This is a genomic window from Kitasatospora aureofaciens (genome assembly GCF_019192735.1).
In the GTDB taxonomy this organism is placed as follows: domain Bacteria; phylum Actinomycetota; class Actinomycetes; order Streptomycetales; family Streptomycetaceae; genus Kitasatospora; species Kitasatospora aureofaciens_A.
In genome coordinates this window covers 1-25,034 of sequence record NZ_JAHTKP010000091.1, presented here as the reverse complement: position 1 = coordinate 25,034, position 25,034 = coordinate 1, and the positions used below count along the sequence as shown (strand labels likewise).

The window sequence follows — 25,034 nt, the reverse complement described above, 5'->3', positions numbered from 1 at the left end:
TTCGTTGATGCGCAGGGCTTCTTCGAGTTGGTCTTCGAGGATGACGATGCGGCAGGCGGCTTCGATGGGGGTGCCCTGGTCGACGAGGTCGCGGGCGCGCATGGCGATGCGCAGTTGGTAGCGGGAGTAGCGGCGGTGGCCGCCGTCGGAGCGTAGGGGGGTGATGAGGCGGTGTTCGCCGAGGGCTCGTAGGAAGCCGGGGGTGGTGCCGGTCATCTCGGCGGCGCGGCCCATGGTGTAGGCGGGGTAGTCGTCGTCGTCGAGCTTGTCGGGTGTGTCGGGGCTGGCCGTTGTAGTCACTGCACCTCTCTGGTTCTCGAGGAGAACGCGTCGAGGGGCCCCGGGGCCATTGCGGCTCCCGGGGCCCCGAAGGGTTTTACACCATCTGCCGGCCTTGTGGCCGGCTTCCTTATATCCGCACTGCCCCGGGGGAGGGGGCGTGCAGGGATCGCGTATGCGTGACCGGAAACCACCGTCCTTGCCTTGGGGTCTTCGGATTCCGCCCGGGCGACTTCCTCACGGGCCGGGCGATCCTGATGGCGCTCTGTCCCCTCCGTTCATCCTCTGTACTGTCCTGGTACTGCGGAACTGCTTGGTACTGCTCACACGGGTACTGCTCGGTACTGCGGAACTGCTTGTACTTCGAACTGCGTGGTAGTGCCAACCACTCGGTACTGCTGTGGTGGTCCTGCGGTCCACCGGGTCCGGCAGCCAGCCCCGTTGCCCGTCCTGCTCAACCACTCGGCTTGGAACCCCACTGCCGGACTCCCAGCGCGCGCCCGCAGTCTGGGCGCCTTCACCGGGATACCGCGTACTTCGACTGCTGGTACTGCGCTTACCGAACTGCGGGTACCGCTGTGCGACGGCCCCTGATACCTGCGGGCCGCCCGGCCCGGCCGCCGGTCCTGTCGCCGTACTGCTACATCCCTGGCTTCAGGACCCTGCAACCGTTCCGACCTGCGAACTCCTGTACTGCTGCCCGCCAGTTCGTGTCTGGCGGGTACCGCTGATCTCGTCTACGAGAGAAACACTAACCGCGGTGCGCGGCAATGTCTACTCTGGCTGACATAGATTTTTCGGTGCCGGTTGGGGAGGTAATCTTCGCCCCGCACGGAGTGGGGCGACCGGTCGCCGCAGCCGCCCCAGGGCGGAGGACGCCGCGTCCCGCGGCCAGGACCACGAATGAACGGGAGGCGAGCGGTGGAAAGGCCGCAGGCCGCGCGACAGCTGCGCACCCCCGACCCCCATACCCAGGCGTCGCTGGCGGCGGCCATAGGCGAAGCAGTGCGCGACCGGGACGAGAGGGTCCTCCGCCGGCTTCTGGCCCGCTTCGCCGAGCAGGCCGCCATCACGGACCTGCCCGCCCTGCGCGATGCCATCGACACCCCCCACGACGATGACAGCCCGCCGGGGGCCCGATAGGCCCAGTCGGCCCGCTGCGCTCCCGGATGAGAAGGCCCGGGCGGGCTCCACCGCTCGACCACCATCGCGCCGGTGCCCATTCCGCACGCGGTCCGCGGCCCCGGGCGCCGGGGGGCGTCCGGATCCGAGAGGGCGGCGTGGACCCGGCGCACCGACAGGACGTCCACCGGATCACCGCCCGCCCCCAGGATGCGTGCGCCCAACGGCTCAGCCAGCTCCAGCAGAACCACGATCCCCATGGGGCAACCGTGCGCGCCTACGTAAGGCCGCGCGCGCCACCGCACCCGGGCGAGGGCCGCCGGCGGTGGACCACGCCGGGCACCCCACGGGCAGCCCGCCGTACGGGCCCGGACAGAGGGGGGTAGGTCCGGGCCCGTACGAACGGGGTCCGCTCGCACCCAGGGAGCTTGCCGCTGTCGGCGAGCGACACCCGGCCGGGCGCGGGCAACCGGTCGGCGCGGCAGGGGACTGGGAATGAACGTCCAAGCCGCGCCGCCGGGGTCAGGCGGAGATGGCCTCGCGTTAGGCCTTGGCCGTGATAGTGATCTTGCGGGGGCGGGCCTTCTTGCTGATCGGCACGCTCCTCGGTGCCGGTGACCAGGTTGTCGGCCAGTGTGGCCGAAGCCCACGGCGGGGGGCCGGGCAACACGCGGCGGGGTTTGCCCGGGCTGTGGACGGTCAGGCGCCTGGAGGAGACCGGTTGACTCCAACTGCCTCAATGCCCTGAGCGCCCGCCTGGCCGCCCGGGCAGGTGGCGTCGCCCTGCTGCTGGCGGGTCCGAAGGCGCAGGCGCGTCAGCCGCTGGAGGTCACCGGCACGACGAGCTGTTCGTCATCCGGTCGAGCGTGCGCGCCGCGCACGGCGGCACCCCGGCCGGGACCGGGTGACACGGCGACGGAAACGCGGTGGTACACGGTCATCCTGCCCGGCACCGCCGCTCGGCACGGCCCACCGCACGTCCCCGTCCACGCCACCGGCGGGACCAGCGCCGACGGCATCCCCGTATCGCGGACGAGAACAGCACGTTCCGGGTGGAGAACAGGGAGGGGATGGCCCGGCCACTGGACGTGGTCTGCGGCGCGGGCCGCACGTGTCTGCACGCCATCCCGCTGTCCTGAACGCCGGCCCGCGGGCAGGCACACCCGTGGGTCCCTGCCGCGCCGCTCGTCGGCCGCAGTGTGGCCGGGGCCTACAGAGGAGTAGCCCCGGCCACACGGCCCGCCTCGCCGGGTACAGCCCTGGCCTTCAGGGGGCCGAGGGCTGCGTCACGGCACATGGCCCGCCTACCTACCTGCGCCCGGAGCGCCGGCTGCCCAGACGCATGCCGCCGAGTACCAGGGCTGCGAGGAACAGGACGATCCCGATCACGAGCAGCCACAGCAGGCCCTTCACGAGGGCGCCTACGAAGCCGAACACCACGGCGATCAGGACGATGAACAGGAACAGTGCCATTGCGGTTCCGCCTTCTCACTTGTCGCGCTTCAGGGCGCCCTTCACACGGTCGGCGACGTCGCGCACGCCGTCCTTGACGTCCGCGGCGGCCTGCTTGAGCTTCGACTCCGCCTGGTCGGCCTGCCCCTCGCCCTTCAGCTCCTGGTCACCGGTCAGGTCCCCGACCTTCTCCTTGGCCTTGCCGGTCACGTTCTGCGCCTTGTTCGACAGGTCACCCATCGGTTGCTCCGTCCATCCGGTAGTGCGCGAATCCCACTGTCTGATCGTCCATCTTTGCCCGGTTTTGGGGATCTTATGCTCGCGGCATGGCTGACGAGGCGCGGGCCGTCCTGAGGGGACCGCCTGTGAGGCCGGACGGCGGCGCGCGGCGGTACGCGGGCCGGGGGATTCGCGCCGCGTACCGCCGGCCCGCTGACCGCGGGCAGGCGCCCGGTTCAACGAGCCTCTCCCGCGGACGGGCACGGGTGGCGGGCCGGGCTGCCGGGGGTGTCGGGGCCCTGCGGGGGCCATGGCTGGGTGGCGAGCTGGCGACGCAGGGCGTCGAGACGGGCCAAGTGGATGTCAAGGACGGTGAGGGCCGCGGTGCTCTGCTCGCGGATCCGCAGCTCGATGGCGGCGAGGCGGTCCTCGATGTGCTGCCATCGGTCCTGGGCCGGGGGGTCAGGCGCGTCGTTGGTCACTGTCATGGCGGAGGCGGTCGGTGCGGTCGGTGAGGTCGTCGAGGCGGGCGGCGAGGTCGGGATGGGCGTCGCCGAGGTGGAGGCGCATACCGGTCAGGGGCGCTATGAGGTCGGCCGGGTCGGTGGCGCCGAGGGCGGTGGTGAGTGCGTCCAGGGCGGGCCCGGCTTCGGGGGTGTGGCCGGGGGCGGCGGTGATCCGGGCGGCCAGGACGCGCAGGTCGGCGGCGTGGTCGCGGGCCCAGGCGTCGACGGCGCGGTCGGCGGCGCGGCGGTCGCGCACGGCCTTGACCCGCTCCGCGCCGGTGGCAGTGGTGCCGGTGGTGGCAGTGGTGCCGGTGGTGGCGGTGGCGCTGGCGGGGCGCAGGCGCAGGTAGCGGTTCTCGGCGGCCTGGCGGCTGGCGACGCCCATGGGCTGGGCGAGGTCGGCCCAGGTGGCGCCTGCGGCGCGGGCGGCCTCGACCATTGGGGCCTCCCATCCGGCGAGCTGGGTACGCAGCTCCCGCAGCAGCACGAGGGCGGCCAGCGCCTGCTCGGCACCGCCTTCTTGTGCGTCTTTGTCTGCGGGACGGCCGGGTTCCCGGGCCGTGCGCACGGCGTCGTCGATGAGGGCGAGCGCTGCGGCGGCGGCGAGGAAGGAGACCGGCTCGGGCCTGGCTGCGGGCTTCGGGGGCTTCGTGCTCATGCAGTCATTCTACGGACGACACTAGGAGTTTGTCATTGGATGGATGACGTGCTACAACGGTGTCAGGTGAAGCGCACTGGCACCCAACGATCAATGGAGGTGTTTCGCGATGCTGCTGCGCACTGACCCGTTCCGCGAGCTCGATCGGCTGACCCAGCAGTTCCTCAACACGACCGGTACCTGGTCGCGGCCGACCCCGATGCCACTGGACGCCTACCGCGCCGGTGACGAGTACGTGATCTGCTTCGACCTGCCGGGGGTGGCCCCGGACGCGATCGACATCGATGTCGAGCGGAACATGGTGACCGTCAAGGCCGAGCGTCGTCCGCACCGGCAGGGTGACGACGTGAAGTGGGAGCTGTCCGAGCGCCCGCTCGGTGTGTTCTCCCGGCAGGTCATGCTCTCCGACACCCTCGACCCGGAGGGGATCACCGCCGACTACGACGCCGGCGTGCTGACCCTGAAAATCCCGGTCGCCGAGAAGGCCAAGCCCCGCAAGATCGCCATCGCCCACGGCGACGGCCGCAAGCAGATCCAGGCCTGACCTCTCCCCGAGCCGTCCCGTGCCGCCCGCAATCCCCACGGCGGCGCGGCACGGGACACGCCGGCCCCGGCCTGACCTTCCGGACACGCCCGCGACCCGCGGGCCCAACGGACAGCGAGCCGCCCAATGACCACCCCGGCGCCATCGTTCACGGTGAGGGTGTGCGGCGAGATCGACCTCGACTCCGCCTCGGACCTTCGTCGCGAGCTGTCCCGCGCGCTGGCGGACCACCGGCAGGTGGTGCTCGACCTGTCACAGGTGACGTTCATGGACTGCTCGGGCCTGAACGTCCTGCTGGAGGCCCGCAACCAGGCCGACCGGAACGGGGCGCGCCTGGCCCTGCGCGGTATCACCCGCCCGGTGGCCCGGCTCCTCAAACTGACCGGCCCGACGACCTGGCTGGCCCCAGCGCCCCGCCCGCCCGGCCGCACGGCCCAGACCCGGCATCCGCCGCCGACCGGAGGGAGGAACCCGCGATGACACTGCGCTGGGAGGCGTTCCTGGACCAGGTCCGGGAACGCGGCGAATACGACACGCCCCAGGAAGCCGAACACTGCGCGCGCGTCGTCCTGGCCCTGCTCGGCGCGCACCTGGTCGGCGCAGTGCGCTCGGACCTCGCGGCCCGCCTGCCCGAGACGCTCGCCCTGGTCCTGCTCAACCCGCTGCAGGCCACCGAACCGCTCAGCCCCGAACGGTTCGTGCGCGCCACCGCCGCCTGGATCGAAGGCGCCGCCGAAACCACCGCCTTGTGGGACATCGGCGCCGTCCTGTCCACCGTCGCCGACGCCGCCGGCGACCAGCTCATGGAGCAGGTCCTGCTCCAACTGCCGCCCGGCTACGACGTGCTCTTCGGCCGCCCCGCCGCCGGCCAACGCCCCTGACCCCCATCACGGCCGCCCCGGCGCGGCGGCCCACGCCCGGAAGGCCACCGCCATGACCCGGCACCGCCACCTGATCCAGCAGGTCCGCACCCTCGGCCGCTACCCGAGCGACGACGAAGCCGAACGCGCCCTCGCCGCCGTCCTGGCGCTGCTCGGCTCCCAGCTCACCGGCGACGAACGCTGCGACCTCGCCGCCACACTCCCCGAGCGGGCGCGCGCCGTATTCGCCTCCCAGATCCCCCTGCCCCAACCGGTCTCGGCCCCCGCCTTCGTCGAAGCCGTCGCCGACGCCCTCGGCACCACCCTCGCCGCAGCCCGCTGGGACACCTCCACTGTCCTGGCCGCCCTCACCGACCTCGCCGGCGACCACCTCACCGACCGCATCCTTCACCAACTGCCCCACGGCTGGGCGCTGCTCTTCGGCCGCGCCGACCTCACCCCAACCGCCGCCTGAACCGCCAACCATGACGTGGCGGCGACCGCGCATGCCCAATCGACCGGCCCACCTCGTCGGCCGGGACCTGCACGACGGCCCGCTTCCAAGGCCAGGGCTCGGCACCACTCCCCGGGTGACCCGAGCGCGGGCGCGGCCGTGCTGCGGAGCCAGCCGGGTGTCGCGCCCGCTGGACCAACGCCGGCCGCCGACGGACCGACCGGACCGGGGGCGGGATGTCGCGGGCTGCTGTCCGGGCCGGAACCACCGGCCGCGCCGGAAGATGCCGACGGCCTCGTCCGCCGCACCACACGCGAACCTGCGCACCCCGCCAACCCACCGGAGCGCGGACCGGCGAGCGGCCGTTCGAGCCCGTCTGTTTTCACCAAACCGCCACGGTGTGTCGGCCGCTCTGGCATGCTCATCCGGATGACATCGGGACACGGGTAACCCGAACCTCACACAGAGTCAACAAGCGCTTCGGGGACGGGCAGTGCAGTACACGATCAGCGTGACGGTATTCCTCGCGATCATCATCGTCGTCCGCCTGCGACGCACCACCCATGCCCGCAGCCGCGTCGACGAGGCGTTCACCGTCTTCACCGCCGTCGTCTTCGGCGTCCTGATCGCCACCACCGCCTGGGGCCACGCCATCCTCCAGCTCGTCGACATCGCCGTCGAGGCCACCCACTGACCCGCCCGCGGCATCACCGTCCGGGCAAGGCCTACCCTGATCCACGACACGGGGAGGCCGGGGGCATGGAACTGACGGCACGCGACAAACGCTGGATAGCCGCGGTAGGGATGGTCGGGATCGGGATCGCGGCGTGCTACGCCGCGTGGGGCGACGAGTCCGACTATCCGCTCCCCTACAAGAGACGCGACGCATCCGTCCTGGGCCGCATTGCGCTCGAAGACCCTTCCACCAGGAACACCGCCGTCGCGGCGGACGACCGCACGATCACGATGGACGTCGCCTGGAACGGCTGCGACTACAGACCCGACCTGATGGTTCGGGAGACGAACGATCAGGTCACGCTGCTGCTCAAACGCCGCGACGCCTCCGGCCCGGACATCGGCTGCGAGGACGGAGGGATCGCCCAGCTCAAAGTCGTCCTGCACCAGCCCCTCGGTACCCGGGCCCTGACCGACACCGTTACCGGAAAGCCCGTCCCCCACACCCACGCCTGACTGCCGGCCACAAGCCGACCGCCCTCGGCGCCGGCGAGGTCGCGGGCAAGGTGGTCGCGTGGAACTTCGGACGCGCGTGATACGTCCCGGCCGGGACGCTGCCGGGTTCAACGACCGGACGCGGCCCGGGACAGGAGAACGGCGGCGACAGCCCGGACGGGCCGCCGGAGCCCGGCGCGACGGGCGGGGCCAGACACTGCTGCCTTGCCCGCAGGGGTCGCCCGCTCAGGGCATCGGGACGGCGTCCAGGCAGGGGTGGCGGCCGTCGTATGCGGCGGGCGCGGACAGTACGGTCGCCACCTCGCCGTCAATCCGCATCCGCCACTGGCCGGAGGCGTCCGTCCAGACGTGGCCGCCGCCCGGGGCGACGTCTTCGCTCAGGTGCACCAGGAGCACCGTGGGCCGGGCGTGCGCGCCGACAGGTCCGGGCAGCGTCACCGCGTAACGCCGGTGAACGGACATGGCCACCACCTCTCGTGGGCTCGGGCGCCCGGGCACTGCCTCCGGCCTGCCCGGGTACACGCCCGGCTGTCCAGGCCCGGGCCTCGCGCCCTTTGGCCATGCTCACCTCGGCGGGCCGCCACACCTGCGGGCCCGCACACCCCGCAAGGGGGGCGGCGGGTTCTCGGGGCGCGCATCGGCGTCTGGCCGCCTGCCCCCCACCGTACGCCGCACGCCGGGAGCGCGGGACGGCAGTCACAGTGTCCGTTCTGCGGGCAGGACGGTCGGCGCGTTGTGCGGGACATCGGCGCGCACGGAGTGGCCGTGCGCGGCCAGGACCTCGCGCAGGGCATGGTGCATGGTGCTCTGGACGCCGTGCCACGGTTCGCCCGAGCGCTGCACCGCCGGGTGCTGGCGCCACACCAGCCGCAGCACCGGCTGGCCGGGTTCCTCCTGGACGAAGAGTTCGACGCCGCTTTCCACGCCGTCCGCGGCGGCCTCGCTGTCGAAGACCGGCAGGCCGGCCAACAGCAGCGCCTCGACCACCTCCAGGGCGAGCGGGCGCCACGCGTCAAAAAGATCCGGCCCACCGTCGCAGTGCATAGTCGGCGCGCAATCGCACGCCCAGGTCCCAGGGAGCGGCCGCCCCGCTCACGCGTTCGCCTGGGATACGGGTGTCTGCGGCGCCGGGGATGTCCACCTCGGGCAGGCGGGCTGGTGGCGATGGATCATGAAGACGGTGCCGCCGAGGCCGAGGGTGCGTTCGCTACGGATGCGACAGCAGATGGCGCCGTACGGATGTGCCGGTGCCGGTGCGGCCGGGCCGGGCTGGACGGGGACGGCGTGGGGGCGCTGCTCGGCAAGGGCGGTCAGCGGCACGCCCAGGGACTTGGCGCGTGAGTGGCGCCGGCTGCGGCGGGGGCCCGGGCTCGTCATGGCGGACAGCATGCCGTGCCTGGTGGCGGCCGTGCGTGCCACGACACGAAACCGCGGGTCTCGGCAACGGGTCGCCCCGGTCGGGCGCTGCGGCACGGACGGAGGCCTTCGCGGTCTCGGCGGCGCGCGAAGGCCTGTCCGGGCTGGCCGAGGTGGCGCTTCGGCCGGCCCGGACAGCGGCGCCGTACCGGGCCTGGTGCCGTGGGGGTGTGGAGCCGGGCGGTGTGACGGCGGGCACCGGGACGCGCCTCGGTCTGGGCACTCCCCCGGGTTCAACGACCGCGACAGCCCGGGGACACGAGAACGGCGGCGACGGCGTGAACGGGCAGGCGGGCGCCACGGCGGCGCGGGCGCGGCCGGGAGAGACGCCGGGGCGTGGGCACGCGGAACGCAGCCGGCCCGGCTGGCCTGGTGGGCCTGGTGGGCTGCGCCGGTGGCCGGGCACGGGGCAGAGTGGTAGGGCCCGGGCTCCAGGAGCGCTGCGAGGCGGGCGGGCGCCTCGGGCCGGGGGTCGCGTGTGGCAGAGCCGGCCCGGGCAGACGCGCAAGCGGTAGGGAGTGCAACTCGGCCAGGGCCCCGCACCGGGTGCAGGTCGTCGTCTGGGTTTCTTCGCCGGGGTGATCCACCGGTGTGCCCCCGTTCGTGCTCGTGGTCCTGGTCCTCATCGACCGTACGAGGCGGGCAGCGGGGCGGGACCGGTGGCGCGGTGAGGTCCGCCACCTGCGGCTTTCGGGGGTTCGAGGTGCCGTCCGCGTGGGCTGATGGTGCGGGCGGCCGGGGTTCTGCCTCGCTCCCGGCCACCCTCAACCGCTTCGTCCCACGGTTCGGCATGGGGGTGTGCCGGAACGCCGGGACGAGAGCGGCCGGGCGCGCCCCGCTCGGTGCGCCCGGTGGTTTCAACGAGCCTGCCGGGGCGGGGGTACGTCCGGATCGACGGGAAACACCCGGTCGGACCCGGTGATCTCCAGCAGCCCGCCACCCGTTCCGAGGGCCGGGCCAGGTGCACGACGGTGCCCTGGCGGTGTGCCTGGATCCGGGCCAGCAGCAGCGCGTTCAGTCCGGCCGAGTCCATGAACGTCACCTCGTGCAGGTCCAGCAGCAGCATCGGCGGCACCGGCCGGACGGCCAGGACGCGGTGCAGGACCGCGTTCAGGACCGGGACCTGGTCCAGGTCGAGCTCCCCCGCACACCCCAGGACCGGACCCGCGAGACTGTCCCGGACGCTCACGTCGAGAACACCGGTGTCGTCGATCGGACCGCTCCGTTCCCGATGCCGCCCCGCGGCATGACCACTCTAGGACGTGGCCAGCCGGGCCCGCACCGGGGCGTTTCGGCGCGGCAGCGGGGCGGTCCCGCCGTTCAGCACCACCGCGGCCGGGTGGTGAGCAGCTCCGCCCACACCGTCTTGCCGCTGGCGTCCACGGTGGTGCCCCAGCAGACGGCGATGCGCTCCACGGCCAGAAGCCCGTATCCGCCCGGCTGGCCGGCCTCGATGCGGCGGCGGCGGGGAAGGGCGGGGCTGGCGTCGCTGACGGCCACCCGCACCACGCCGGGAAGGTGTTCGACTACCAGCTCGCGCGGGCCGCCGCCGTGAAGACAGGCGTTGGCCAGGAGTTCGGCGGTCACCAGGAGAACGTCCTCGGCGAGGAGGGGCGTCGCTCGGGAACGCGGGGCGCACAGGTGCCACTCGGCCAGGGCCCGGCGGGTGAACTCCCGCCCGCGGCGGACTGCGGCGTCCTGCTCCGGAGGAAAGGACAGACACAGCCGGCGGCCGGGGTCGCAGGCGGCTCCCATGGCGTGTTCCCGAAACGTGGGTGTTCTCGGACAACACGCGCCTGCCCGCTGTACCCGGGGCAACACGCGCCCGGCCGGCCCGGATGCCACCGTGCGCGTGCGGCACGCGAGCTTTGCGGTCAGGGTGGGGGGATGGAGATCGTCGTCGTGCTGGAACCGGACACCCCGAGCAACGTCCGCGTCCTGCAACCCGACCCCACCCCGGCCAACCCCGACCGGGCGGCACGCCGCGCGCACACCGCCCCTGCGGAGCCGTCGGGCGCCTGCGGCCCGCTCACCCTGTGCGGCCTGGACACAGCGGGCATGATCCTCGCCCCCCACCGCGCCGCCGAGGACCGGCCGCGCTGGCACACCTGCAGCATCTGCCGCACCACCGCGGCGGACACCGCCACCGACACGGATACCGTCGCCGAGCCTGTCCGGCCGCCCAGGCCGGACGAGTCCGAGAACAGGGGCATCGGCCCCGTACCGGTCCCCGCGCTCTGATCCAAGGCGTCACCGCTGGCCGCTCCAGCGGGCCGGCTCAACGGCAGCAACGCGTCCGGGACACGAGGACGGCGGCCGGCCTTTAGGCGGAGAGGTGTGGCATGACGTTCCAGCATCCGGCGTGTAAGCGTGACGACGGTCGGCGCGGGCGGTTCGAGGAGTTCGCGGAGCTGGCGTCGAACTTCACCAGTTCGCCGCTGTTCGCGGTGCTGTGCCTGTGCCTGGTGGGGGCGGTCGTCGCGGTGCACGTGGCCGGGCTGCCGATCGAGTGGCAGCTCCTGGTGGGCGATGCGTTGGGCGCGGTGACGCTGTTGCTGCTGGCGATGCTGAAGAACTCCGAGCGGCGGGCCGAGCATGCCGTCCAGCGCAAGCTCGATGCGATCGCCCGGGCAATGCTGGAGCAGCAGGAAGGCCAGCGCCGGCAGGCCCATGAGGACCTCAAGGCCGCGATCCGGATGGAGGAGCGGTTGTAGGACGGCCGGGTGGTTCAGGTCTGGGCGGCGATCGCGATGCACAGCGCTGCGACCCCGAGTGCGAGCCAGGCGAGGTAGTCGCCGAGGTGTCCGGAGTGCGAGCGGCGCAGCGCTCTCACGAGCCGGGCGGCTGGGTGGTGGGCGGGCAGTGTGGGTGATGGCTTGCGCACGGCGGCAGTGGCCAGGGCTGCGGCGATGCTGGTGGACAGTAGGCCGAGCAGCACCCCGGTTGCGGTCCAGTCGCCGGCCGGCATGGGCCCGGGCGGTGTGCTGGGGTGGGTGAGGACGGCCGCGGTGTAGCCGGCGGGGTCGGTGAAGACGGCCGCCCCGCGGGCGAGGGCTGCGGCGATGGCGGGCAGGGAACCGACGAGCACGGCGAGGCCGAGCAGGACGGCCGGGACGATCGTCATGGCGCGCGGCGGGGTGCGCTGGGGGGAACGGATCTCGGGTTCCTCGCCCTCGCCGGTGGTCTCGTCCTCGTCCGGTCGACTGCGCAGGGCGGGGCCTGCGCCCCAGAAGATCCGCAGGCCCGCGCGCAGTACTGCGGCGCCGGTGACGGCGGAGGCGCCGACGAACACGGCGGGCAGCCACGGCTGCCACCGGCCGGCGGCGTCCTCGCTCAGGGCTTTGCCGAGGCCCGTACCGAACGGCGGCATCCCGGCCAGGGCCAGGGCACCGACCACGAACAGCACGCCGACTGTGCGCAGGTCACGCGCTTTGCCGTGCAGGCCGTGCTCGTCGACGCTCCCGTAGCGGTCCAGCAGGACGCCGGTGAGGGCGAACAGCGCGGCCTTCACCAGGCCGTGCGCGGCGACGTACACCGCGGTGCCGGTGGCGCCGTCGGGGGTGAGCAGGGCGACAGCGATGAGGAACAGGCCGACGTGGCTGATGGTGGAGAACGCGAGCAGGCGCTTGAGGTGGCGCTGCTGCCAGCACATCAGGGCCCCGAGCAGGGCGGTGAGAAGGCCGAGGGCGGTGAAGGTGGTGTGGAAGGCCTGGTGGGGGATGCCGCCGGGGCCGGAGAAGACGGTCCAGTAGATGCGGGCGATGCCGTAGACGCCGAGTTCGACCATGGCCCCGGACATCAGCATGCACACCGGGGTGGGGGCCACGGCGTGGGCGTCGGGGAGCCAGAAGTGGAACGGCACAGCGGCGGCCTTGACCAGCAGAGCGGTGGCGATGAGGACGAACGCGCCGGCGGTCAGCAGATCGGTGTGGTGGGAGGCCAGCTGCTGGCCGAGGCGGGCGAGGTTCAGCTCGCCGGTGCGGGCGTAGAGGAGGCCGATGCCGAGCAGGGAGCAGTAGGCGGCGAAGGAGGTGACGATGCCGAAGGTGATCGCCCCGTGGAGGGGGCGGGGGTCCTCGATGCGGTAGCCGGTCAGGGCGTAGGCGGCGGCCCCCATGAGTTCGAAGAAGACGAAGGCGTTGAACAGGTCGCCGGTGAGCGCGAAGCCGGCCATGCCGGCCTCGAACAGCAGGATCAAGGCAGGGAAAGCGCCGGCATGCTCGCCTGTGGGTTCCTCGAAGAACCGCCACGAGTAGACGACGACTGGCACCAGGACCGCGACCAACAGCGCCAGTCCGGCGCCGATCGGATCGGCGGCCAGCACGATGCCGAGACGCGCGGGCCAGCCGCCCAGGTCCGCGGTCGCAAGGCGCCCGCTGTTGTGTGTCCACAGCAGGACAAGACAGACCACCTCCGCGCCGGCGCAGCCTGTGGCCAGGATGTCGCAGCCGGTCCGGGGCAGGATCCGGCCCGCGACGGCGAGCAGCGCCGCGCCGAGCAGGGGGACGGCCACCGCGAGCGGCAGCAGGGCTGCTTCGGTCACGGTCAGCCCTTGAGGCCGATGAGGGCCTGCGGGTCGACGGTGTGGTGGCGTTTGCGCAGCTGGATGGTGAGGGCGAGCAGCAGCGCGGTGACGGTCGCGCCGACGACCACGTCGGTCAGGGCGAGGGCCTGCACGACGGGGTCGACGACGGGGCGGGTGCCGGGGGTGAGGTCGGAGTAGACGGGGGCGGTCGCTTCGCGGCGGTAGCCGACGGCGAGGAGCAGGAGGTAGGTGGAGGACTGGGCGACGGCCAGGCAGCCGATGGCGTGGATGAGGTTGCGGCTGGTGACCAGGCCGTACAGGGCGATGAGCAGGACCCATCCGGCGGCCAGGAAGACCCACGTTCCCATCAGGTGTCTCCGTATCTCTGCTGGTCGGGGTCGGTGCGTTCGATGGTCTGGTCGAGGAAGTGGGCGAGCAGGGCGATCAGGCCGCAGGCGACCTCGACGCCGACCGCGGCGTTGAGGACCGGGACGGTACCGCCGGAGGTGATGGTGTTGAAGGTGCCCAGCGGCAGCACGTTCTTGAGGAACGCGCCGCCGGCGATCAGTCCGGCCAGGCCGATGAGGCTGTAGGACGCGGCGGCGAGCGAGTCAGCGACGTCGAGGACGGCCAGCGGGCGCAGCTTCTTCAAGGCGCGGTAGTCGGCGGCGACGTAGGCCAGGTGGAGGGCGGTGGCCAGGACGACGCCTCCCTGGAAGCCCCCGCCGGGGCTGAGCTGGCCGTGCGCGACGATGTACACGCCCACGACGAGGGTGACGGGCAGCAGCAGCGCGCCGAACAGGCGGGTGGTGGGCATGACGCGTTCCGCTTCGGCGCGGCGGTGGCGTTCGTCACGGGCCTGGCGCAGCAGCAGGGTCGCCCCGAGGACCGTACCGAAGAGGATCGGCTCCTCGCCGAGGGTGTCGAAGGCGCGGATGTCGAAGTTGACGGAGGAGACGACGTTGGCGGTGCGCCGGTCCAGAGCCGCCGCCACCGCCCGCTCCCCGTACGGGTGGCTGTCCGTCCCGAACGGCGGCAGGTCAGTGCACTCGGCCGTGAAGAATGCGGCGATCACGGCGGCCGCTGCCAGGAACACGGCCAGCCGGGCACGGGCCGTCACTTCTGGTCCTGCCCGTCGTCGCCGGTGGCGGGGTGGTCGTCGGGGCGGGTGGGGCGGCGGGTGACCTTGCGCACGGTCAGCAGGATCAGCAACGGGGTCAGCGCGGTGCCCACGGCGAGCTGGGAGAGAGCCACGTCGGGCGCCTGCAGCACCGCGAACAGCACCGCGAGGCCGAGACCGAGTACGGACAGGACGACCGCCTGGCGGGCCGGTTCACGGGTGAGGACCGCCGTGGTGGCGGCGAGGACGACGAAGGCGACGGCGGCACCGATCAGCCACTGGTTCACCCCTTGCTCCCGTCTTGGGCCTCGGCCTGGCGGGTGGCGCGGCCGACGGCGATCGTGGTGACCGTCCCGCCGACGGCGAAGACCAGGCCGATGAACAGCGTCTTGGCCGCGCCCCTGCCGAGTCCCTGGTCGAGGGCCACGGCCGCGGCGATCAGCGGCACCCCCGGCCACCGATGCCGGCGCGAGGGCGTGCAGGCGCATCAGCGTTCCGTGCAGCCGCAGCACCGCAGCGGCGGACAGCAGCACGCACCCCACACCGGCCCACAGCAGGACGAGGACGATCACGTGGCGTGGCGTCAATCCGAACTCCTTCCCGCGTGCCCGGTCCACCTGGCCGGGCGGGCGTGGTCTCGTCAGGTCTCGGGCGTGGAATCGTGCGGGTGAGCGTCGTGGCGGTGGCCGGTGACGAAGCGGGCGAAGACGAGGGTGCCGGCGGGGGCCAGGACGGCCAGCATCAGTGCGAGGTCCTGGTAGGAGGACCGGTCGTATGCCATCGGGAGTAGCAGGAACACCGCGCCGGCCACGGTCGACAGCATCGACGCCCCGATCAGGCGGCGCACAGCGGTGCCGCGCGCCGCGACCCACAGGCACGCCGGCGCCGGGACGGCGAGCAGAACCAGGGCCGCCGCTGTCCAGGCCTTCACTGCGCGCCGTCCGTGCGGGCCACGGCCTCTTCGACCGGCCCCGCGTTCGGGCGCAGGGCGTGCACGATGACCTCGTCATCGTTCGGGACGTCGATCACGCAGGTGTCCGGGGAGGCGGCGAGCAGCGTGCCGGCCCATCCGGCACCCGCCCCCGGCCGCAGCCGAATGCGCCGAACGCTCCCACCCGCGTGATCGGGGGCCATCGCGACCGTCAGCACGGCCAGACCGCGCACGACCGAGCCCGGCAGGGCAAGGAGTGCGCGCACCGCGCCACGACCTCCTTCGACGTGGACGCCGGCGGCCAGGCGCATCCTGCGGGCCGCGAACGCCCCACCGAGTGCGCTCACGCAGGCCACCACCATTTCGACGGGCGACACGGAGCTGATGAAGACCACCGTCAGCCCGGTCAGCACCGCACCCCACACCCCGATCTCCACCAGCCGGGCAAGCACCGGACCTCCTGTCGTCCCCAGGCCGTTGTTCGATTGCCGGCCGCCTGGCGACACCGCGACGCAGGCGGCGCCTCCACACGCCATCCAGGGCCCAGCCGTGCCACGGGCTCCGGGTCAGTCGGGAGGCTCCGGCGGGCGGGGGTGCCCGGGTTCCGGCGGAGCAGGCTCCGTCGGCTCACGCGGGCCAGGCGGGGCGGGCGGTTCGGGCGGAGGCTCGGGCGAGCCGGGAGGCGCGGGCGGATCCGGCGGCACCGGGGGCTCGACCGGCTCCGGCGGACCGGGCGGCCGAACGGGCTCCGGCGGGCCCGGCGGCCGCGGGGGCTCGGTCGGCGGCAGGGGGTTGGTGTCGGGGTCGGGCGGTACGGGAACGGTACCCACGGTCACCAACTCCTATCGGCCCAGGGCGTGTTCGAGTTCCTTCTTGTTCATCTTCGAGCGTCCGTGGACGTTGCGCTGCTTGGCCTCGTTGTACAACTGCTCGTACGTGGGGCCCTGCGAGCCGCTGTGCGAACGCAGACCACCTCGGCGGGAGGACGAGATGTCCTTCACCGAGCTGCGGCTGGCGGTCTTCGACTCCCCGTGCCGGGCCCTCTCCTTGTTCACGGTGCGCGCGGCGATCTCCTTGGCGCGCTTCTCGCTCTCACCGCGCTCCAGCGCGCTGTCCTTGATGTGCTCGTACTGCCGCTCCCGCTTGGGATTCGATCCGCGAGGCATGATCAGACACTCCTGTCCGACAACTGCGGGCCGCGTGTTCCCCGCATCCGTGAGAGGAACCCGCCGCCAGCGCCGGGCAAACCGGCTTGCACCCGTCCGGCCGCGCGACGCCCCGCGTCGGCGAGGGCGCCGAAGGCGTGCGCCACCTGCTGCTGCGCGCTGCGGTCCCGGGCCCGGTCGTCGAACCGGCCGTGCGCCCCGAAGTCCCGCCGGGCATCAACCGGCTCGAACAGGTTGTCCGGGTCTGTGGCGCGGCGCCGGCGGTCTTCCTGCTGGGAGCCGAAGCCCGTGCGGGCCAGGTAGCGGTCCAGCAGCCCGGGCGCGACGTTCGCCACCAGGGTGGCCACCGTGCTGCCGCCGACCCAGTATTCGCGCCGCCCGGGGTGGTGGGCCGCGTACAGCACGGCGCGGGCGGCGACCTCGGGCTGGTAGATCGGCGGCACCGGCTGCGCCCGGTCGGGCAATCGGGAGCGGACCCAGTCGAACTGCGGGGTGTTGACGGCCGGCATCTGCACCATCGTGGTCCGCACCCGCGTGCCGGAGGCGAGCAGTTCGCAGCGCAGTGCCTCGTTGAAGCCCTGGATGGCGTGCTTGGCGCCGCTGTAGGCGCTCTGCAGCGGGATGCCGCGGTAGGCGATCGCCGAGCCGACCTGGACGATCACCCCACGGTCGCGGGGCAGCATCCGGGCCAGAGCGGCCCGGGTGGCGTACACGTAGCCGAGATAGGTGACCTCGGTGACGCGCCGGAACTCCTCCGGGGTGATCTCGGTGAACGGGGCGAAGACGGAGGCGAACGCGTCGTTGACCCACACGTCGATCGGCCCGAGTTCTTCCTCGGCCCGTTCGGCGGCGGCCTCCACCGCCTGCGCGTCGGAAACGTCCGCCTCGATGGCGACGACCATGGCAGCCCCCGCTTCCTCGGCCTCGCGCACCGCGCCCTCCAGGCCTGCGTGGCCGCGGGCGATCAGCGCCAGCCGGTCCCCACGGGCGGCGAACGCCACCGCGCAGGCACGCCCGATGCCACCGCTGGCCCCGGTGATGACGATGGTGCGGCATGCGGGTTCCACAGGTTCCATGCTCGTGCGGCTTTCCCGGAATCGGCGCGGCAAACGGCCTCGCACCGCATGCGTGGCCGATCGTCGGACCGCAGCGTCGGCAGGGTGGACATACCCAGGGCGTGAACGAAGGAGGCCTCGATGCCGGCCGCAGCACTGTTCGATGTCGACGGCACACTGCTCGACACCAGCTACTGGCACACTGTCGCCTGGACCGAGGCGCTCGGCCAGTTCGGCCACACTCCGGCGACGGCCCGCATCCACGGGGCGATCGGCATGGGCGGCGACCAGCTCCTCGACCACCTGCTGGGTGAGGACCACGACCGCGACCAGGATGAGGCGATCAGCGCGGCGCACCAGGCGCTCTTCGCCCGCTTCTGGCCGCGCCTGCGCGCCTTCGACAGCGCTGGCGGCCTGCTGCGGGAACTGAAACGGCGCGGCTGGACGATCACCCTCGCCTCCTCCGCCTCAGCGCGCGACCTTCAGGTGATGCACGCGTGCTGGACGCCGACGACACGATCGACCATGCCACCAGCGCCGGCGACGTCGAGGCCAGCAAGCCCGCCCCCGACCTCTTGGTGTGCACCGGCGGCCGTCCGGCCTTGATGCCCCGTGGCAGTAGCGGCTCCAGCGTCGCCCACTGGGTGTCAGTCAGATCTCCCCGAGCCATGGGACGCGATCATTGCATGGCCTTGATCCACTTGAGGAACGGACGTCCAGGAGTCAGGGCGCCGGTGAATCCATACGGCTCTTCCAACGGCTTTTCGCCGGCGATGAGTTCCCGTATTCGGTGTGACCTTTCGCTGACCGTGTATGCCTTCTCACCGCGGCAGTCGCCACCCCATACTCCCGGATCGAACCCGATGGCGGCCGCAACGGTCGACCGGTGGGCAAGAACCAGCGCCTGACCGCGGCAGGCAGTGCGACAGACAACCATGGGAGTGGGTCACGGTGGAATCAGCGACGGTCACCGCAGCGGCTGCGGGTACGTGGAAGCTCGGCGACCTGGAGGTGAACCGGCTCGGGTTCGGCGCGATGCGGCTGACCGGCAACGGGATGAGAGGGAATTCCGACGGCGTCCCGATCGACCGCGAGCTCGCAATCGGGATTCTACGGAGCGCGGTCGACCGCGGGGTGAACCACATCGACACCGCCGCGTTCTACTTCTCACCGTTGCGCTCCGCCAACGAGCTGATCAACCGGGCGTTGGCGCCCTACCCGGACGATCTGGTCATCGTCACCAAGGTCGGACCGGGGCGGGACCCGTCAGGCGAGTGGCTGCCCATGGCCAGGCCCGAGCAGCTGCGCGGGCAGGTTGAGGAGAACCTTCGCCAGCTCGGCCGGAACCACCTCGACGTCGTCAACCTGCGCTGGACCGGCGGCGTGTCGATTACCGAGCACTTCGGCGCGCTGGCCGAGCTGCAGGAGGCCGGGCTCATCCGCCACCTTGGGCTGTCCGGCGTCACGCCCGAACATCTCGCCGAGGCCCAGGCCATCGCGCCCGTGGTCTGCGTGCAGAACTCGTACGGCCTGGACCGGCGGATCGCGGACACCAGCGGCCTGTTGGACAGCTGCCGCCGGCAGGGAATCGCCTTCGTGCCGTTCTTCGCCATCTCTGGCCAGCGCCGCGAGGCACCCGCCGCCGACACCCACGACGACCGGCTCCACGCGGTCGCGCAAGCACACGGCGCAACCCCCGCGCAGGTCCGGCTGGCCTGGACGCTGCACCGCGGGCCGAACGTTCTGGCAATCCCAGGCACGTCCGACCCCCGCCACCTGACCGAGAACATCGCCGCCAGCGCACTGCAGCTGTCCCAGGCCGACCTGGACCGCCTGGAGGCGCTGGCCTAGAAGGGGCCTGCTGCCGGACGAGCACCTGGTGGATGCCGGATACGTCGACGCCGAACAGATCCACCACGCCCGCCGGGACCACGACATCGAGCTGGTCGGCCCGGTCCAGTCCACCTTCGTAAAGGGACAGGCGACCAGGGACGTCTTCGACAACACCCGCTTCATCATCGATTGGAACCAACGCCAGGCCACCTGTCCGGGAGGCCGGACCAGCGTCCACTGGGGGAAGCCCGCAGCCAGTGGGACACCCCGGTCACCAGGGTCCGGTTCGCCGCCCGCCACTGCAATCCCTGCGAACTGCGTACCTCCTGCACCAGTGCCGAGACCGGCCGTAATCTGACCCTGCGGCCGAGAACCGAGTACGACATCCTTCAGACACTCGTCTCGAACAGCCGACCGCTGGCGCCGCCGCTACGGACACCGAGCCGGCGTCGAAGGCACCATCTCGCAGGGAGTCCAGGCGTTCGGCCTGCGCAGATCCCGCTACCGCCTCTCCAAGACCAGGTTGCAGCACCACCTCACTGGTGCTGCCGTCAACTTCGCCCGCATCGATGCCTGGCTCAGCGGCAGAGCACTCGCCAAGACCCGCGTCTCGCCATTCGCATCGATCCGCCCCGCTGGATGAGATCCAGCGGGGCGGAATTAACCAACAGCGTCCACGCGGTGCAGGCCGTCGCCCACATGCACAACCTCGCCCGAACCACGTGAACCAGCAGACCTGCCCAGACCCGGACTTCTGCAACAAGCTTCAGGGCAACACCTGTGACGGATCGTCCGAAAGTGCAGGCGGGGGCCGTCGCCTGCCACCCCGGCCCCGCTCGAAGCTGTCGGCGGGTGGCCTGATCTGTCGTCGCCTGCCTGGGTTCAGCGGCGGGCCGGCGACGATCGACGCGGCGCGAGCGGGCGGGACGTCTTCGCCTCCCGGAGCCGGGACCGGAGGTCCGCCTCCATGATGGCCGCGGCGACATCGTCGCCAGCGGCCCGGAGCGTCTCTACGGCCCTCGCCGCCTCGGCCGTCGCGCCCTCGAAGCGGCCCGTCGAGGCCAGGGCCAGTGAGAGGTTCGCGCGGGCGGTCGCGAGGTCGTGGGAGGCCTCTTCGGCCGTGAGGATCTCCACGGCCTGTGCGAGCAGAGCAACGGCCTTCTTGGCGGTGGCGACGGAACGCATCATCACGACGCTCCGATTGATCAGTACGCAGGCCTTGCTGTAGCGGTCGCCGGTCTCGGCGAACAGTTGTGCGGCCCGGGTGAGCGCCCTCAGGGCCTCCTTGACGCGCCCGAGTTCCACCAGCGAGAGCGCCTTGCCAGCGAGCGCGGAGGCCTTCTCGTGGCGCTCCCCGGCCGCGCTGGCGACGTTCTCGGCCTCGGTGAGGAGCCGCACCGCCTCCTCGTGGTGGCCTCCACCCTGGAGACCGTGGCCGATGTTCAGATGACCCACGGGCGCTCATGAGCGCTCATCGCGTGTGGTCCCCAAGTGGTCCCCAGGGCCGCCATCCGTCGCCAGTTACGCCCAGTAACGGGAATCTGACGCCCATTCAGCAGGAGCCTTCACGAGCGCCTGGCAGCCCCGGTCACCGCAGCACACACCGGCTCGCCGAGCCGGCCAGTGCGGGCAGATCATGGTCGCTTACCCATCGGCTACGGATCGTGATCTTCCGGGCGGTGTGTCTTCTTGAGCGTGTCCTGCCCAGTCGGTCCCGCCGTGCCTCGCGCCCCGCTCCGCACGCTCTGCCGACACCCCCAGCCGCCCGGCGAACCTTGGACCAGTAACCACCCAGTCCAAGGAGGAGCCAACATGGGACAGCGCACGAAGCGCGGCAGGGTCTACCGGCGATGCGGCTGCCAGGACGAGAACAAGAAGCAGCTCGGCCCCTGGTGCATGCGACTGCTGGAGGACGCGAAGCACGGAACCTGGACCTACGCCGTCGACCTCGCCCCCGAGGACGGCCGACGCCGCGTCCGCCGCCGGAGCGGGTTCGCCAGCCGCGCCGAGGCCGCCCGCGAGATGGCGGCGGTGCTGGACGGCGAGCTGCGCGGCGTCTACGAGAACCGCCGCACCACCGTCGCCAGCTACCTGCGCGAATGGCTCACCATCAAGAAGCCGAACCTCGCGCCGAACACCTACGCCGGCTACAAGGCCTGCGTCGAACGCGACCTCATCCCCGCCTTCGGCCACCACCGGCTCCTCGACCTGCGCGCCAAGCACATCGACGACTGAATCACCGCCCAACTGGAGGCCAAGCGTGGCAGCGTCACCGTCTACCGGGCCGTCTCCACCCTGCGCAACGCGCCGAACGCCGCCGTTCGCTCCTGGCGCCTGCGCTACAACCCCGCCAAGCACTCCGTCCCGCCCAAGCCCCGCGCAGAGGAGCGCACCTGCTGGACACCAGAGCAGGCCGCCACGTTCCTGCGCCACAGTGCCGAGCAGTACGCCGACCAGCTCACCGACCTGTTCGAGGTCATGCTCGGCACCGGCATGCGCCGCGGCGAGATCCTTGCCCTGCACTGGTCCGACGTCCACCCCATGGACCGCAAGCTCTTCGTCCGCTGGACCCTGGCCGCCGTCAACAACGGCAAGCTGCACCTCGGCCAGCCCAAGACACCCGCCAGCCGCGCCTGGATCAGCCTCTCCCCCAGGGTCATGGCCACCCTCCACCGCCAGGCCGCCATCCAGATGGCAGCCCAGCCCGACGGCCGCCTCGAAGGACTCGTCTTCTCCCGCGGCGACGGCTCACCGCTGCGACCCCAGTGGGTCCTCGACCAACTCCGCAAGCGCACCACCGAGATCGACCTGCCCCGCATCGGCCTTCACGACCTCAGACACACCGCCGCCAGCATCATCATCGCCATGGGCATCCCCCTCGCCATCGTCTCCAAGACCCTGCGCCACGCCACCCTCGCCACCACCATCAACCTCTACGGCCACCTCTTCAAAAACTCCGCCGACCAAGCCGTCAACGCCCTCGGCGACGCCCTGAACAAGGCAGATGCCGACCACCGGAGCACCACTCCCGTCATCGAGAGCGCACCCCCGATGGCGGCATAGGCCCGGGATGTGGCTGGCCCTCATGGGTGAGGCTCTCCGCACCGCGGTCGCGCCCTACGGTCGGGTGAGTTCCTGGTGCCAGTCGGCGAACTGCTCGCGGATCGCGGCGGCCGCAGTGGAGTCAAGCCCGTAGGCGGCGAACTGCTTGTCGCTGTAACGGGCAACGCGCCGCAGCGCGTCGGCAAACATCCGCTCGTCGAATCCCGCGTCGTTCTGGGCGGCGAGCTCGATCAGGCGGCCACGGGAATAGCCAGCCTTGAGGAGCCCGTCGACGTCGATGGCATCGCGGACCTCCGCTCGACTGAACAGCGCGCCGGTCTTGCCCGCGGCGACATCGTCGCGGTGCAGGACCGGTCCGAGGTCGGAGTCCACCGGCGGGTGGTGGAGGAACTCGGCTACCAGCTCGACCTTGCTCTGGAATCCCGTGGCCGGGTCGGTGACGTTCATGCGGGCGTAGGTAGGCACCTGCTGCGCGATCTCGACCGAATAGCCTGCGGCCGCGTACGCCGCGGCAGCCCGCGCGACGGCGGCCGGCATCTCCTTCGCCGCTCGGTCGATCGGCGCGAACAGGTCGACATCGTCGCTGAGCCGGTCCACGATGCGGTGCGCCTGGACGGCATAGCCGCCCGCGAGGGCGTAGCCGTAGTCCTCGGCGAGGGCGTCCAGCCCGATCCTGATCAGGCGCCGGTGCAGCTCGTCCACTACGCGGCAACCGCCGACGGCCCTAGCTCGGGGAATCGCGCCTGCCAGGCAGCGCGAGCCTCCCGAGGCAGGAACAGGTCAGGCCAGACCCTCAGCAACGTGTCCCGATCCACGTAGACGTGGAGGTCATCGGGGGTCTGAGCCTCCCGGATCACCCTCTCGTACATCAGCACGAGGTCGGCATGATCCGCCAGGTCGTAGGCATAGTGCGGGCCCCAGTCGATGTGCCGCGGCAGCACGACAGTGCCGGTCGTCGGCCCGGCCAACAGGCCGAGCGAGACCGGCAGCGCATACGGCTTGGCCACGGCATACCTACTCATGCCCCCAGTCTGCCGCACGACCGGCCGCAGCAATGGCGGATCGCCGATCGCGGCCGGACCGGAACACGTGGCACGCTCGCCCCGCCTCAGCGTGACCGGGTGCGGGCAAGCCAAGAGCGTGCTGGTCGCTGTCTCTGGCAGCCCCGGCACGACGCCCGCGGCCTGCTCTCCGGCACCCGCCCGGAACCTGGAGACGGCGTATCCACCGACACCGCACCCCTGGAGCACCGCACACCCCAACCACGAGGGGCCTTCCGGCACCGACATCGTCGCGAGCCGGCGCCCGGCCTCAAGGCCGTTCGTCCTCGGCTTCGCCTGCGGGCGCTCCGCCTTGACCCGCGGGACGCCTTGCCCACGCATGCCCGCAACCGGCCGAAAGCCCGAAGAACCCGCCCTCGAAGGACTTGACCGGCCCCGCCCCTTCAGGGATGACCTGCAGATTCCCGATCAGAGCAGTGGCCCTGGCAGCACCTGGGACGATCTTTCAATGCCGCTGTCCATCGTCACGGCTCGCCGAGCCTGAACTCGATCGCACTGATCGCCTCAGCGGCGAGATCATCCGTTGCCGAACTCGTGCACTCCCCACCAACCGCTCGAGTCGTGGTACATGCCGACTCCTATCTCGGTGTACTGAGGGTTGATCTGGGCCTGGTAGTGCGGGGGATGGTTGCGCCACATGTCCTGGAACTGCACTGCGGCCTGCTCGGCGGTCATCGACGCGTCGCTCCACATCACGATGCACTCGCCGGTGAGGGTGCGACTTGGTGTGAGCATGGGCCCGGCGCCGGAGGCGTTGGCGGAGTGAGCGAAGCCGGTCTCGCGCATGTGTTGCGCCCACTGGGCGGCGAAGGCGGCCAGGTCCGCCGCGGGCTTCAGCGCCGGCACGCCGGCCATGGACCGCTCCTTGTTGATCAGTTGCAGGGAGATCGCCTCGGCGTCGGCGACGGACTGCGAGGCCGGCCAGGTGCCGGTCACCGTCGGGGCGTTCGCCGGCGGACCGCCGGACGGCTGCGAGGGCTGAGTCCCTGGACCCCCGCTGGTGGTGCTGGACGGCTTCAAGGGCTGAGCCCCCGAACCACCGGTGGTGGTAACCCCGTTGGTGGCCTTGGCACTGGGCCGCCTCGTCGCGGTGGCGGAGGCCCCCGACGCACACCTGCTCGGCGACCTGCCGCTCGCGATCGCCTGGGCCGACATCGCCCGCGAGATCCACAGCTGGGCAACCCCCGTGCAGCTGACCCGCTTCAGCCGTAGCTTCCGCGAATGGATGGGCGGCTTCGTCTGGGAGGCCGCGCTACGCGAGCAGGGCATCATCCCGGATCTGAACACCTACCTGGCCCTACGCGTCCTGTCTGCCGGATCCGCGAACGGCGTGGCAATGGCCGAGATGATTGCCGGCCTGGAACTACCCGCCACCGTGTGGGCCGACCGGCCCGTGATCGCCGCGCGTGAGGCGGCGATGGCCGTCGCCGTACTGGACAACGACCGCTACTCCTGAAGTTCCCCCCTGATCTTGGACAGCGGATGCTTACGCTGCGGGGGTGAAGTCGTTCTGCAGCCTGGCTCGGGTTTCGAGCGGGGTGAGGTACCCGAACTCGGGGTGCTTGCGGAGCCTGGTGCG

Annotated in this window: 37 protein-coding genes and 1 pseudogene; 15 read left to right on the top strand and 23 right to left on the bottom strand. The window is 71.8% G+C overall.

Annotated features, from left to right (window positions below; genetic code table 11):
* Positions 1-234 (bottom strand): helix-turn-helix domain-containing protein (locus KV557_RS38790; RefSeq protein ID WP_256178597.1); only part of this gene is annotated, 234 nt, incomplete at its 3' end.
* Between the two features lie 966 nt (positions 235-1,200).
* Here KV557_RS38790 and KV557_RS38785 point away from each other — a divergent pair.
* The gene (locus tag KV557_RS38785) at positions 1,201-1,422 is read left to right on the top strand and encodes a hypothetical protein (RefSeq protein WP_218206508.1); all 222 of its coding nucleotides are present in this window, start codon (positions 1,201-1,203) and stop codon (positions 1,420-1,422) included.
* 1,287 nt (positions 1,423-2,709) lie between these two features.
* Here the strand turns inward: KV557_RS38785 and KV557_RS38780 are convergent.
* From KV557_RS38780 to KV557_RS38765, 4 genes are all read right to left on the bottom strand, one after another.
* Complete coding sequence (locus KV557_RS38780; RefSeq protein ID WP_218206507.1) at positions 2,710-2,874, bottom strand: hypothetical protein; 165 nt, start codon at positions 2,872-2,874, stop codon at positions 2,710-2,712.
* A 15-nt stretch (positions 2,875-2,889) separates the two neighbouring features.
* On the bottom strand, positions 2,890-3,093 hold the full coding sequence (locus tag KV557_RS38775; protein WP_218206505.1) for a CsbD family protein: 204 nt from the start codon (positions 3,091-3,093) through the stop codon (positions 2,890-2,892).
* Positions 3,094-3,308: 215 nt separating this feature from the next.
* A complete protein-coding gene (locus KV557_RS38770) occupies positions 3,309-3,560 on the bottom strand; it encodes a hypothetical protein (RefSeq protein ID WP_218206503.1) in 252 nt (83 codons plus the stop codon).
* Positions 3,535-4,236: a type III effector protein gene (locus KV557_RS38765; RefSeq protein ID WP_218206502.1), complete on the bottom strand. Its 702-nt coding sequence runs from the start codon at positions 4,234-4,236 to the stop codon at positions 3,535-3,537. Before KV557_RS38765 ends, KV557_RS38770 begins: the two co-directional genes overlap by 26 nt.
* Positions 4,237-4,345: 109 nt before the next feature.
* Between KV557_RS38765 and KV557_RS38760 the strand changes: the two genes are divergently transcribed.
* The 6 genes from KV557_RS38760 to KV557_RS38735 all read left to right on the top strand — a co-directional run bounded on the left by KV557_RS38760 (position 4,346) and on the right by KV557_RS38735 (position 7,285).
* Complete coding sequence (locus KV557_RS38760) at positions 4,346-4,780, top strand: Hsp20/alpha crystallin family protein (RefSeq protein ID WP_218206500.1); 435 nt, start codon at positions 4,346-4,348, stop codon at positions 4,778-4,780.
* A gap of 126 nt (positions 4,781-4,906) precedes the next feature.
* Positions 4,907-5,260 carry an STAS domain-containing protein gene (locus KV557_RS38755; protein ID WP_218206498.1) on the top strand — a complete coding sequence of 118 codons (354 nt, stop codon included), beginning with the start codon at positions 4,907-4,909 and terminating at the stop codon, positions 5,258-5,260.
* On the top strand, positions 5,257-5,661 hold the full coding sequence (locus KV557_RS38750; RefSeq protein WP_218206495.1) for a DUF2267 domain-containing protein: 405 nt from the start codon (positions 5,257-5,259) through the stop codon (positions 5,659-5,661). The genes KV557_RS38755 and KV557_RS38750 overlap by 4 nt, the downstream gene beginning before the upstream one ends.
* A gap of 52 nt (positions 5,662-5,713) precedes the next feature.
* Complete coding sequence (locus tag KV557_RS38745) at positions 5,714-6,115, top strand: DUF2267 domain-containing protein (protein WP_218206493.1); 402 nt, start codon at positions 5,714-5,716, stop codon at positions 6,113-6,115.
* A 472-nt stretch (positions 6,116-6,587) separates the two neighbouring features.
* Positions 6,588-6,788 (top strand): hypothetical protein, encoded by a 201-nt coding sequence (locus KV557_RS38740; RefSeq protein ID WP_218206491.1) that lies wholly within the window; start codon positions 6,588-6,590, stop codon positions 6,786-6,788.
* A gap of 65 nt (positions 6,789-6,853) precedes the next feature.
* Complete coding sequence (locus tag KV557_RS38735) at positions 6,854-7,285, top strand: hypothetical protein (RefSeq protein ID WP_218206489.1); 432 nt, start codon at positions 6,854-6,856, stop codon at positions 7,283-7,285.
* A gap of 225 nt (positions 7,286-7,510) precedes the next feature.
* On the opposite strand, the gene KV557_RS38730 is transcribed toward KV557_RS38735, so the two are convergent.
* The 5 genes from KV557_RS38730 to KV557_RS38710 all read right to left on the bottom strand — a co-directional run bounded on the left by KV557_RS38730 (position 7,511) and on the right by KV557_RS38710 (position 10,456).
* Positions 7,511-7,747, bottom strand: coding sequence for a DUF6296 family protein (locus KV557_RS38730; protein WP_218206488.1), 237 nt, complete (start codon positions 7,745-7,747; stop codon positions 7,511-7,513).
* 234 nt (positions 7,748-7,981) lie between these two features.
* Positions 7,982-8,329, bottom strand: a complete 348-nt coding sequence (locus KV557_RS38725) for a hypothetical protein (protein ID WP_218206486.1) — start codon at positions 8,327-8,329, stop codon at positions 7,982-7,984.
* Between the two features lie 48 nt (positions 8,330-8,377).
* Positions 8,378-8,662, bottom strand: a complete 285-nt coding sequence (locus KV557_RS38720; RefSeq protein WP_218206484.1) for a hypothetical protein — start codon at positions 8,660-8,662, stop codon at positions 8,378-8,380.
* A gap of 661 nt (positions 8,663-9,323) precedes the next feature.
* A complete protein-coding gene (locus tag KV557_RS38715) occupies positions 9,324-9,890 on the bottom strand; it encodes an STAS domain-containing protein (RefSeq protein WP_218206482.1) in 567 nt (188 codons plus the stop codon).
* A gap of 131 nt (positions 9,891-10,021) precedes the next feature.
* Complete coding sequence (locus KV557_RS38710; protein WP_256178588.1) at positions 10,022-10,456, bottom strand: ATP-binding protein; 435 nt, start codon at positions 10,454-10,456, stop codon at positions 10,022-10,024.
* Between the two features lie 132 nt (positions 10,457-10,588).
* On the opposite strand from KV557_RS38710, the gene KV557_RS38705 reads away from it, so the two are divergent.
* On the top strand, positions 10,589-10,942 hold the full coding sequence (locus KV557_RS38705) for a hypothetical protein (RefSeq protein ID WP_218206480.1): 354 nt from the start codon (positions 10,589-10,591) through the stop codon (positions 10,940-10,942).
* A 101-nt stretch (positions 10,943-11,043) separates the two neighbouring features.
* On the top strand, positions 11,044-11,415 hold the full coding sequence (locus tag KV557_RS38700; protein WP_218206478.1) for a low affinity iron permease family protein: 372 nt from the start codon (positions 11,044-11,046) through the stop codon (positions 11,413-11,415).
* A 14-nt stretch (positions 11,416-11,429) separates the two neighbouring features.
* On the opposite strand, the gene KV557_RS38695 is transcribed toward KV557_RS38700, so the two are convergent.
* From KV557_RS38695 to KV557_RS38655, 9 genes are all read right to left on the bottom strand, one after another.
* Positions 11,430-13,244 carry a complex I subunit 5 family protein gene (locus tag KV557_RS38695; RefSeq protein WP_218206476.1) on the bottom strand — a complete coding sequence of 605 codons (1,815 nt, stop codon included), beginning with the start codon at positions 13,242-13,244 and terminating at the stop codon, positions 11,430-11,432.
* A gap of 2 nt (positions 13,245-13,246) precedes the next feature.
* Positions 13,247-13,594: a sodium:proton antiporter gene (locus tag KV557_RS38690; protein ID WP_218206473.1), complete on the bottom strand. Its 348-nt coding sequence runs from the start codon at positions 13,592-13,594 to the stop codon at positions 13,247-13,249.
* Positions 13,594-14,346, bottom strand: coding sequence for an MnhB domain-containing protein (locus tag KV557_RS38685; RefSeq protein WP_218206472.1), 753 nt, complete (start codon positions 14,344-14,346; stop codon positions 13,594-13,596). The genes KV557_RS38690 and KV557_RS38685 overlap by 1 nt, the downstream gene beginning before the upstream one ends.
* A complete protein-coding gene (locus KV557_RS38680; protein WP_218206470.1) occupies positions 14,343-14,633 on the bottom strand; it encodes a Na(+)/H(+) antiporter subunit B in 291 nt (96 codons plus the stop codon). Before KV557_RS38680 ends, KV557_RS38685 begins: the two co-directional genes overlap by 4 nt.
* Positions 14,630-14,794 carry a hypothetical protein gene (locus KV557_RS38675; protein WP_218206467.1) on the bottom strand — a complete coding sequence of 55 codons (165 nt, stop codon included), beginning with the start codon at positions 14,792-14,794 and terminating at the stop codon, positions 14,630-14,632. The genes KV557_RS38680 and KV557_RS38675 overlap by 4 nt, the downstream gene beginning before the upstream one ends.
* A gap of 192 nt (positions 14,795-14,986) precedes the next feature.
* On the bottom strand, positions 14,987-15,277 hold the full coding sequence (locus KV557_RS38670; RefSeq protein ID WP_308130280.1) for a monovalent cation/H+ antiporter complex subunit F: 291 nt from the start codon (positions 15,275-15,277) through the stop codon (positions 14,987-14,989).
* Entirely contained in the window at positions 15,274-15,729 is a 456-nt protein-coding gene (locus tag KV557_RS38665; RefSeq protein ID WP_218206465.1) for a hypothetical protein, read from the bottom strand. The genes KV557_RS38670 and KV557_RS38665 overlap by 4 nt, the downstream gene beginning before the upstream one ends.
* Positions 15,730-16,119: 390 nt before the next feature.
* On the bottom strand, positions 16,120-16,443 hold the full coding sequence (locus KV557_RS38660; protein ID WP_218206463.1) for a plasmid stabilization protein: 324 nt from the start codon (positions 16,441-16,443) through the stop codon (positions 16,120-16,122).
* Positions 16,444-16,445: 2 nt separating this feature from the next.
* Complete coding sequence (locus tag KV557_RS38655; RefSeq protein ID WP_218206461.1) at positions 16,446-17,519, bottom strand: SDR family oxidoreductase; 1,074 nt, start codon at positions 17,517-17,519, stop codon at positions 16,446-16,448.
* A 120-nt stretch (positions 17,520-17,639) separates the two neighbouring features.
* Here KV557_RS38655 and KV557_RS38650 point away from each other — a divergent pair, with 120 nt between their 5' ends.
* From KV557_RS38650 to KV557_RS45070, 3 genes and pseudogenes are all read left to right on the top strand, one after another.
* On the top strand, positions 17,640-18,104 hold the full coding sequence (locus KV557_RS38650) for an HAD family hydrolase (RefSeq protein ID WP_218206459.1): 465 nt from the start codon (positions 17,640-17,642) through the stop codon (positions 18,102-18,104).
* Between the two features lie 345 nt (positions 18,105-18,449).
* Positions 18,450-19,349, top strand: coding sequence for an oxidoreductase (locus KV557_RS38645; RefSeq protein ID WP_308130279.1), 900 nt, complete (start codon positions 18,450-18,452; stop codon positions 19,347-19,349).
* Positions 19,350-19,746: 397 nt separating this feature from the next.
* Positions 19,747-19,974, top strand: a pseudogene (locus tag KV557_RS45070) (transposase); the annotation flags it as partial.
* Positions 19,975-20,213: 239 nt separating this feature from the next.
* Here KV557_RS45070 and KV557_RS38635 read toward each other — a convergent pair.
* Positions 20,214-20,786, bottom strand: coding sequence for a hypothetical protein (locus KV557_RS38635; RefSeq protein WP_218206453.1), 573 nt, complete (start codon positions 20,784-20,786; stop codon positions 20,214-20,216).
* Between the two features lie 357 nt (positions 20,787-21,143).
* Between KV557_RS38635 and KV557_RS38630 the strand changes: the two genes are divergently transcribed.
* Complete coding sequence (locus KV557_RS38630; RefSeq protein WP_218206451.1) at positions 21,144-21,566, top strand: hypothetical protein; 423 nt, start codon at positions 21,144-21,146, stop codon at positions 21,564-21,566.
* Positions 21,567-22,394, top strand: coding sequence for a tyrosine-type recombinase/integrase (locus KV557_RS38625; RefSeq protein WP_218206512.1), 828 nt, complete (start codon positions 21,567-21,569; stop codon positions 22,392-22,394). It abuts the gene before it with no gap.
* Between the two features lie 54 nt (positions 22,395-22,448).
* Here KV557_RS38625 and KV557_RS38620 read toward each other — a convergent pair whose 3' ends face one another.
* From KV557_RS38620 to KV557_RS38610, 3 genes are all read right to left on the bottom strand, one after another.
* Positions 22,449-23,096 carry a nucleotidyl transferase AbiEii/AbiGii toxin family protein gene (locus KV557_RS38620; protein ID WP_218206448.1) on the bottom strand — a complete coding sequence of 216 codons (648 nt, stop codon included), beginning with the start codon at positions 23,094-23,096 and terminating at the stop codon, positions 22,449-22,451.
* Positions 23,096-23,416 carry a hypothetical protein gene (locus KV557_RS38615; protein WP_218206446.1) on the bottom strand — a complete coding sequence of 107 codons (321 nt, stop codon included), beginning with the start codon at positions 23,414-23,416 and terminating at the stop codon, positions 23,096-23,098. Before KV557_RS38615 ends, KV557_RS38620 begins: the two co-directional genes overlap by 1 nt.
* 555 nt (positions 23,417-23,971) lie before the next feature.
* Positions 23,972-24,391, bottom strand: a complete 420-nt coding sequence (locus KV557_RS38610; protein WP_218206444.1) for a CAP domain-containing protein — start codon at positions 24,389-24,391, stop codon at positions 23,972-23,974.
* 124 nt (positions 24,392-24,515) lie between these two features.
* Between KV557_RS38610 and KV557_RS38605 the strand changes: the two genes are divergently transcribed.
* On the top strand, positions 24,516-24,911 hold the full coding sequence (locus KV557_RS38605) for a terpene synthase family protein (protein WP_218206442.1): 396 nt from the start codon (positions 24,516-24,518) through the stop codon (positions 24,909-24,911).
* Positions 24,912-25,034: the final 123 nt, after the last annotated feature.

Bases quoted from the DNA above. Each gene is read 5' to 3' on its own strand.
- KV557_RS38780 (WP_218206507.1), bottom strand. From the start codon at position 2,874: ATGGCACTGTTCCTGTTCATCGTCCTGATCGCCGTGGTGTTCGGCTTC.
- KV557_RS38775 (WP_218206505.1), bottom strand. From the start codon at position 3,093: ATGGGTGACCTGTCGAACAAGGCGCAGAACGTGACCGGCAAGGCCAAG.
- KV557_RS38770 (WP_218206503.1), bottom strand. From the start codon at position 3,560: ATGACAGTGACCAACGACGCGCCTGACCCCCCGGCCCAGGACCGATGG.
- KV557_RS38765 (WP_218206502.1), bottom strand. From the start codon at position 4,236: ATGAGCACGAAGCCCCCGAAGCCCGCAGCCAGGCCCGAGCCGGTCTCC.
- KV557_RS38760 (WP_218206500.1), top strand. From the start codon at position 4,346: ATGCTGCTGCGCACTGACCCGTTCCGCGAGCTCGATCGGCTGACCCAG.
- KV557_RS38755 (WP_218206498.1), top strand. From the start codon at position 4,907: ATGACCACCCCGGCGCCATCGTTCACGGTGAGGGTGTGCGGCGAGATC.
- KV557_RS38750 (WP_218206495.1), top strand. From the start codon at position 5,257: ATGACACTGCGCTGGGAGGCGTTCCTGGACCAGGTCCGGGAACGCGGC.
- KV557_RS38745 (WP_218206493.1), top strand. From the start codon at position 5,714: ATGACCCGGCACCGCCACCTGATCCAGCAGGTCCGCACCCTCGGCCGC.
- KV557_RS38735 (WP_218206489.1), top strand. From the start codon at position 6,854: ATGGAACTGACGGCACGCGACAAACGCTGGATAGCCGCGGTAGGGATG.
- KV557_RS38730 (WP_218206488.1), bottom strand. From the start codon at position 7,747: ATGTCCGTTCACCGGCGTTACGCGGTGACGCTGCCCGGACCTGTCGGC.
- KV557_RS38725 (WP_218206486.1), bottom strand. From the start codon at position 8,329: ATGCACTGCGACGGTGGGCCGGATCTTTTTGACGCGTGGCGCCCGCTC.
- KV557_RS38720 (WP_218206484.1), bottom strand. From the start codon at position 8,662: ATGACGAGCCCGGGCCCCCGCCGCAGCCGGCGCCACTCACGCGCCAAG.
- KV557_RS38710 (WP_256178588.1), bottom strand. From the start codon at position 10,456: ATGGGAGCCGCCTGCGACCCCGGCCGCCGGCTGTGTCTGTCCTTTCCT.
- KV557_RS38705 (WP_218206480.1), top strand. From the start codon at position 10,589: ATGGAGATCGTCGTCGTGCTGGAACCGGACACCCCGAGCAACGTCCGC.
- KV557_RS38700 (WP_218206478.1), top strand. From the start codon at position 11,044: ATGACGTTCCAGCATCCGGCGTGTAAGCGTGACGACGGTCGGCGCGGG.
- KV557_RS38690 (WP_218206473.1), bottom strand. From the start codon at position 13,594: ATGGGAACGTGGGTCTTCCTGGCCGCCGGATGGGTCCTGCTCATCGCC.
- KV557_RS38660 (WP_218206463.1), bottom strand. From the start codon at position 16,443: ATGCCTCGCGGATCGAATCCCAAGCGGGAGCGGCAGTACGAGCACATC.
- KV557_RS38655 (WP_218206461.1), bottom strand. From the start codon at position 17,519: ATGGAACCTGTGGAACCCGCATGCCGCACCATCGTCATCACCGGGGCC.
- KV557_RS38650 (WP_218206459.1), top strand. From the start codon at position 17,640: ATGCCGGCCGCAGCACTGTTCGATGTCGACGGCACACTGCTCGACACC.
- KV557_RS38630 (WP_218206451.1), top strand. From the start codon at position 21,144: ATGGGACAGCGCACGAAGCGCGGCAGGGTCTACCGGCGATGCGGCTGC.
- KV557_RS38615 (WP_218206446.1), bottom strand. From the start codon at position 23,416: ATGAGTAGGTATGCCGTGGCCAAGCCGTATGCGCTGCCGGTCTCGCTC.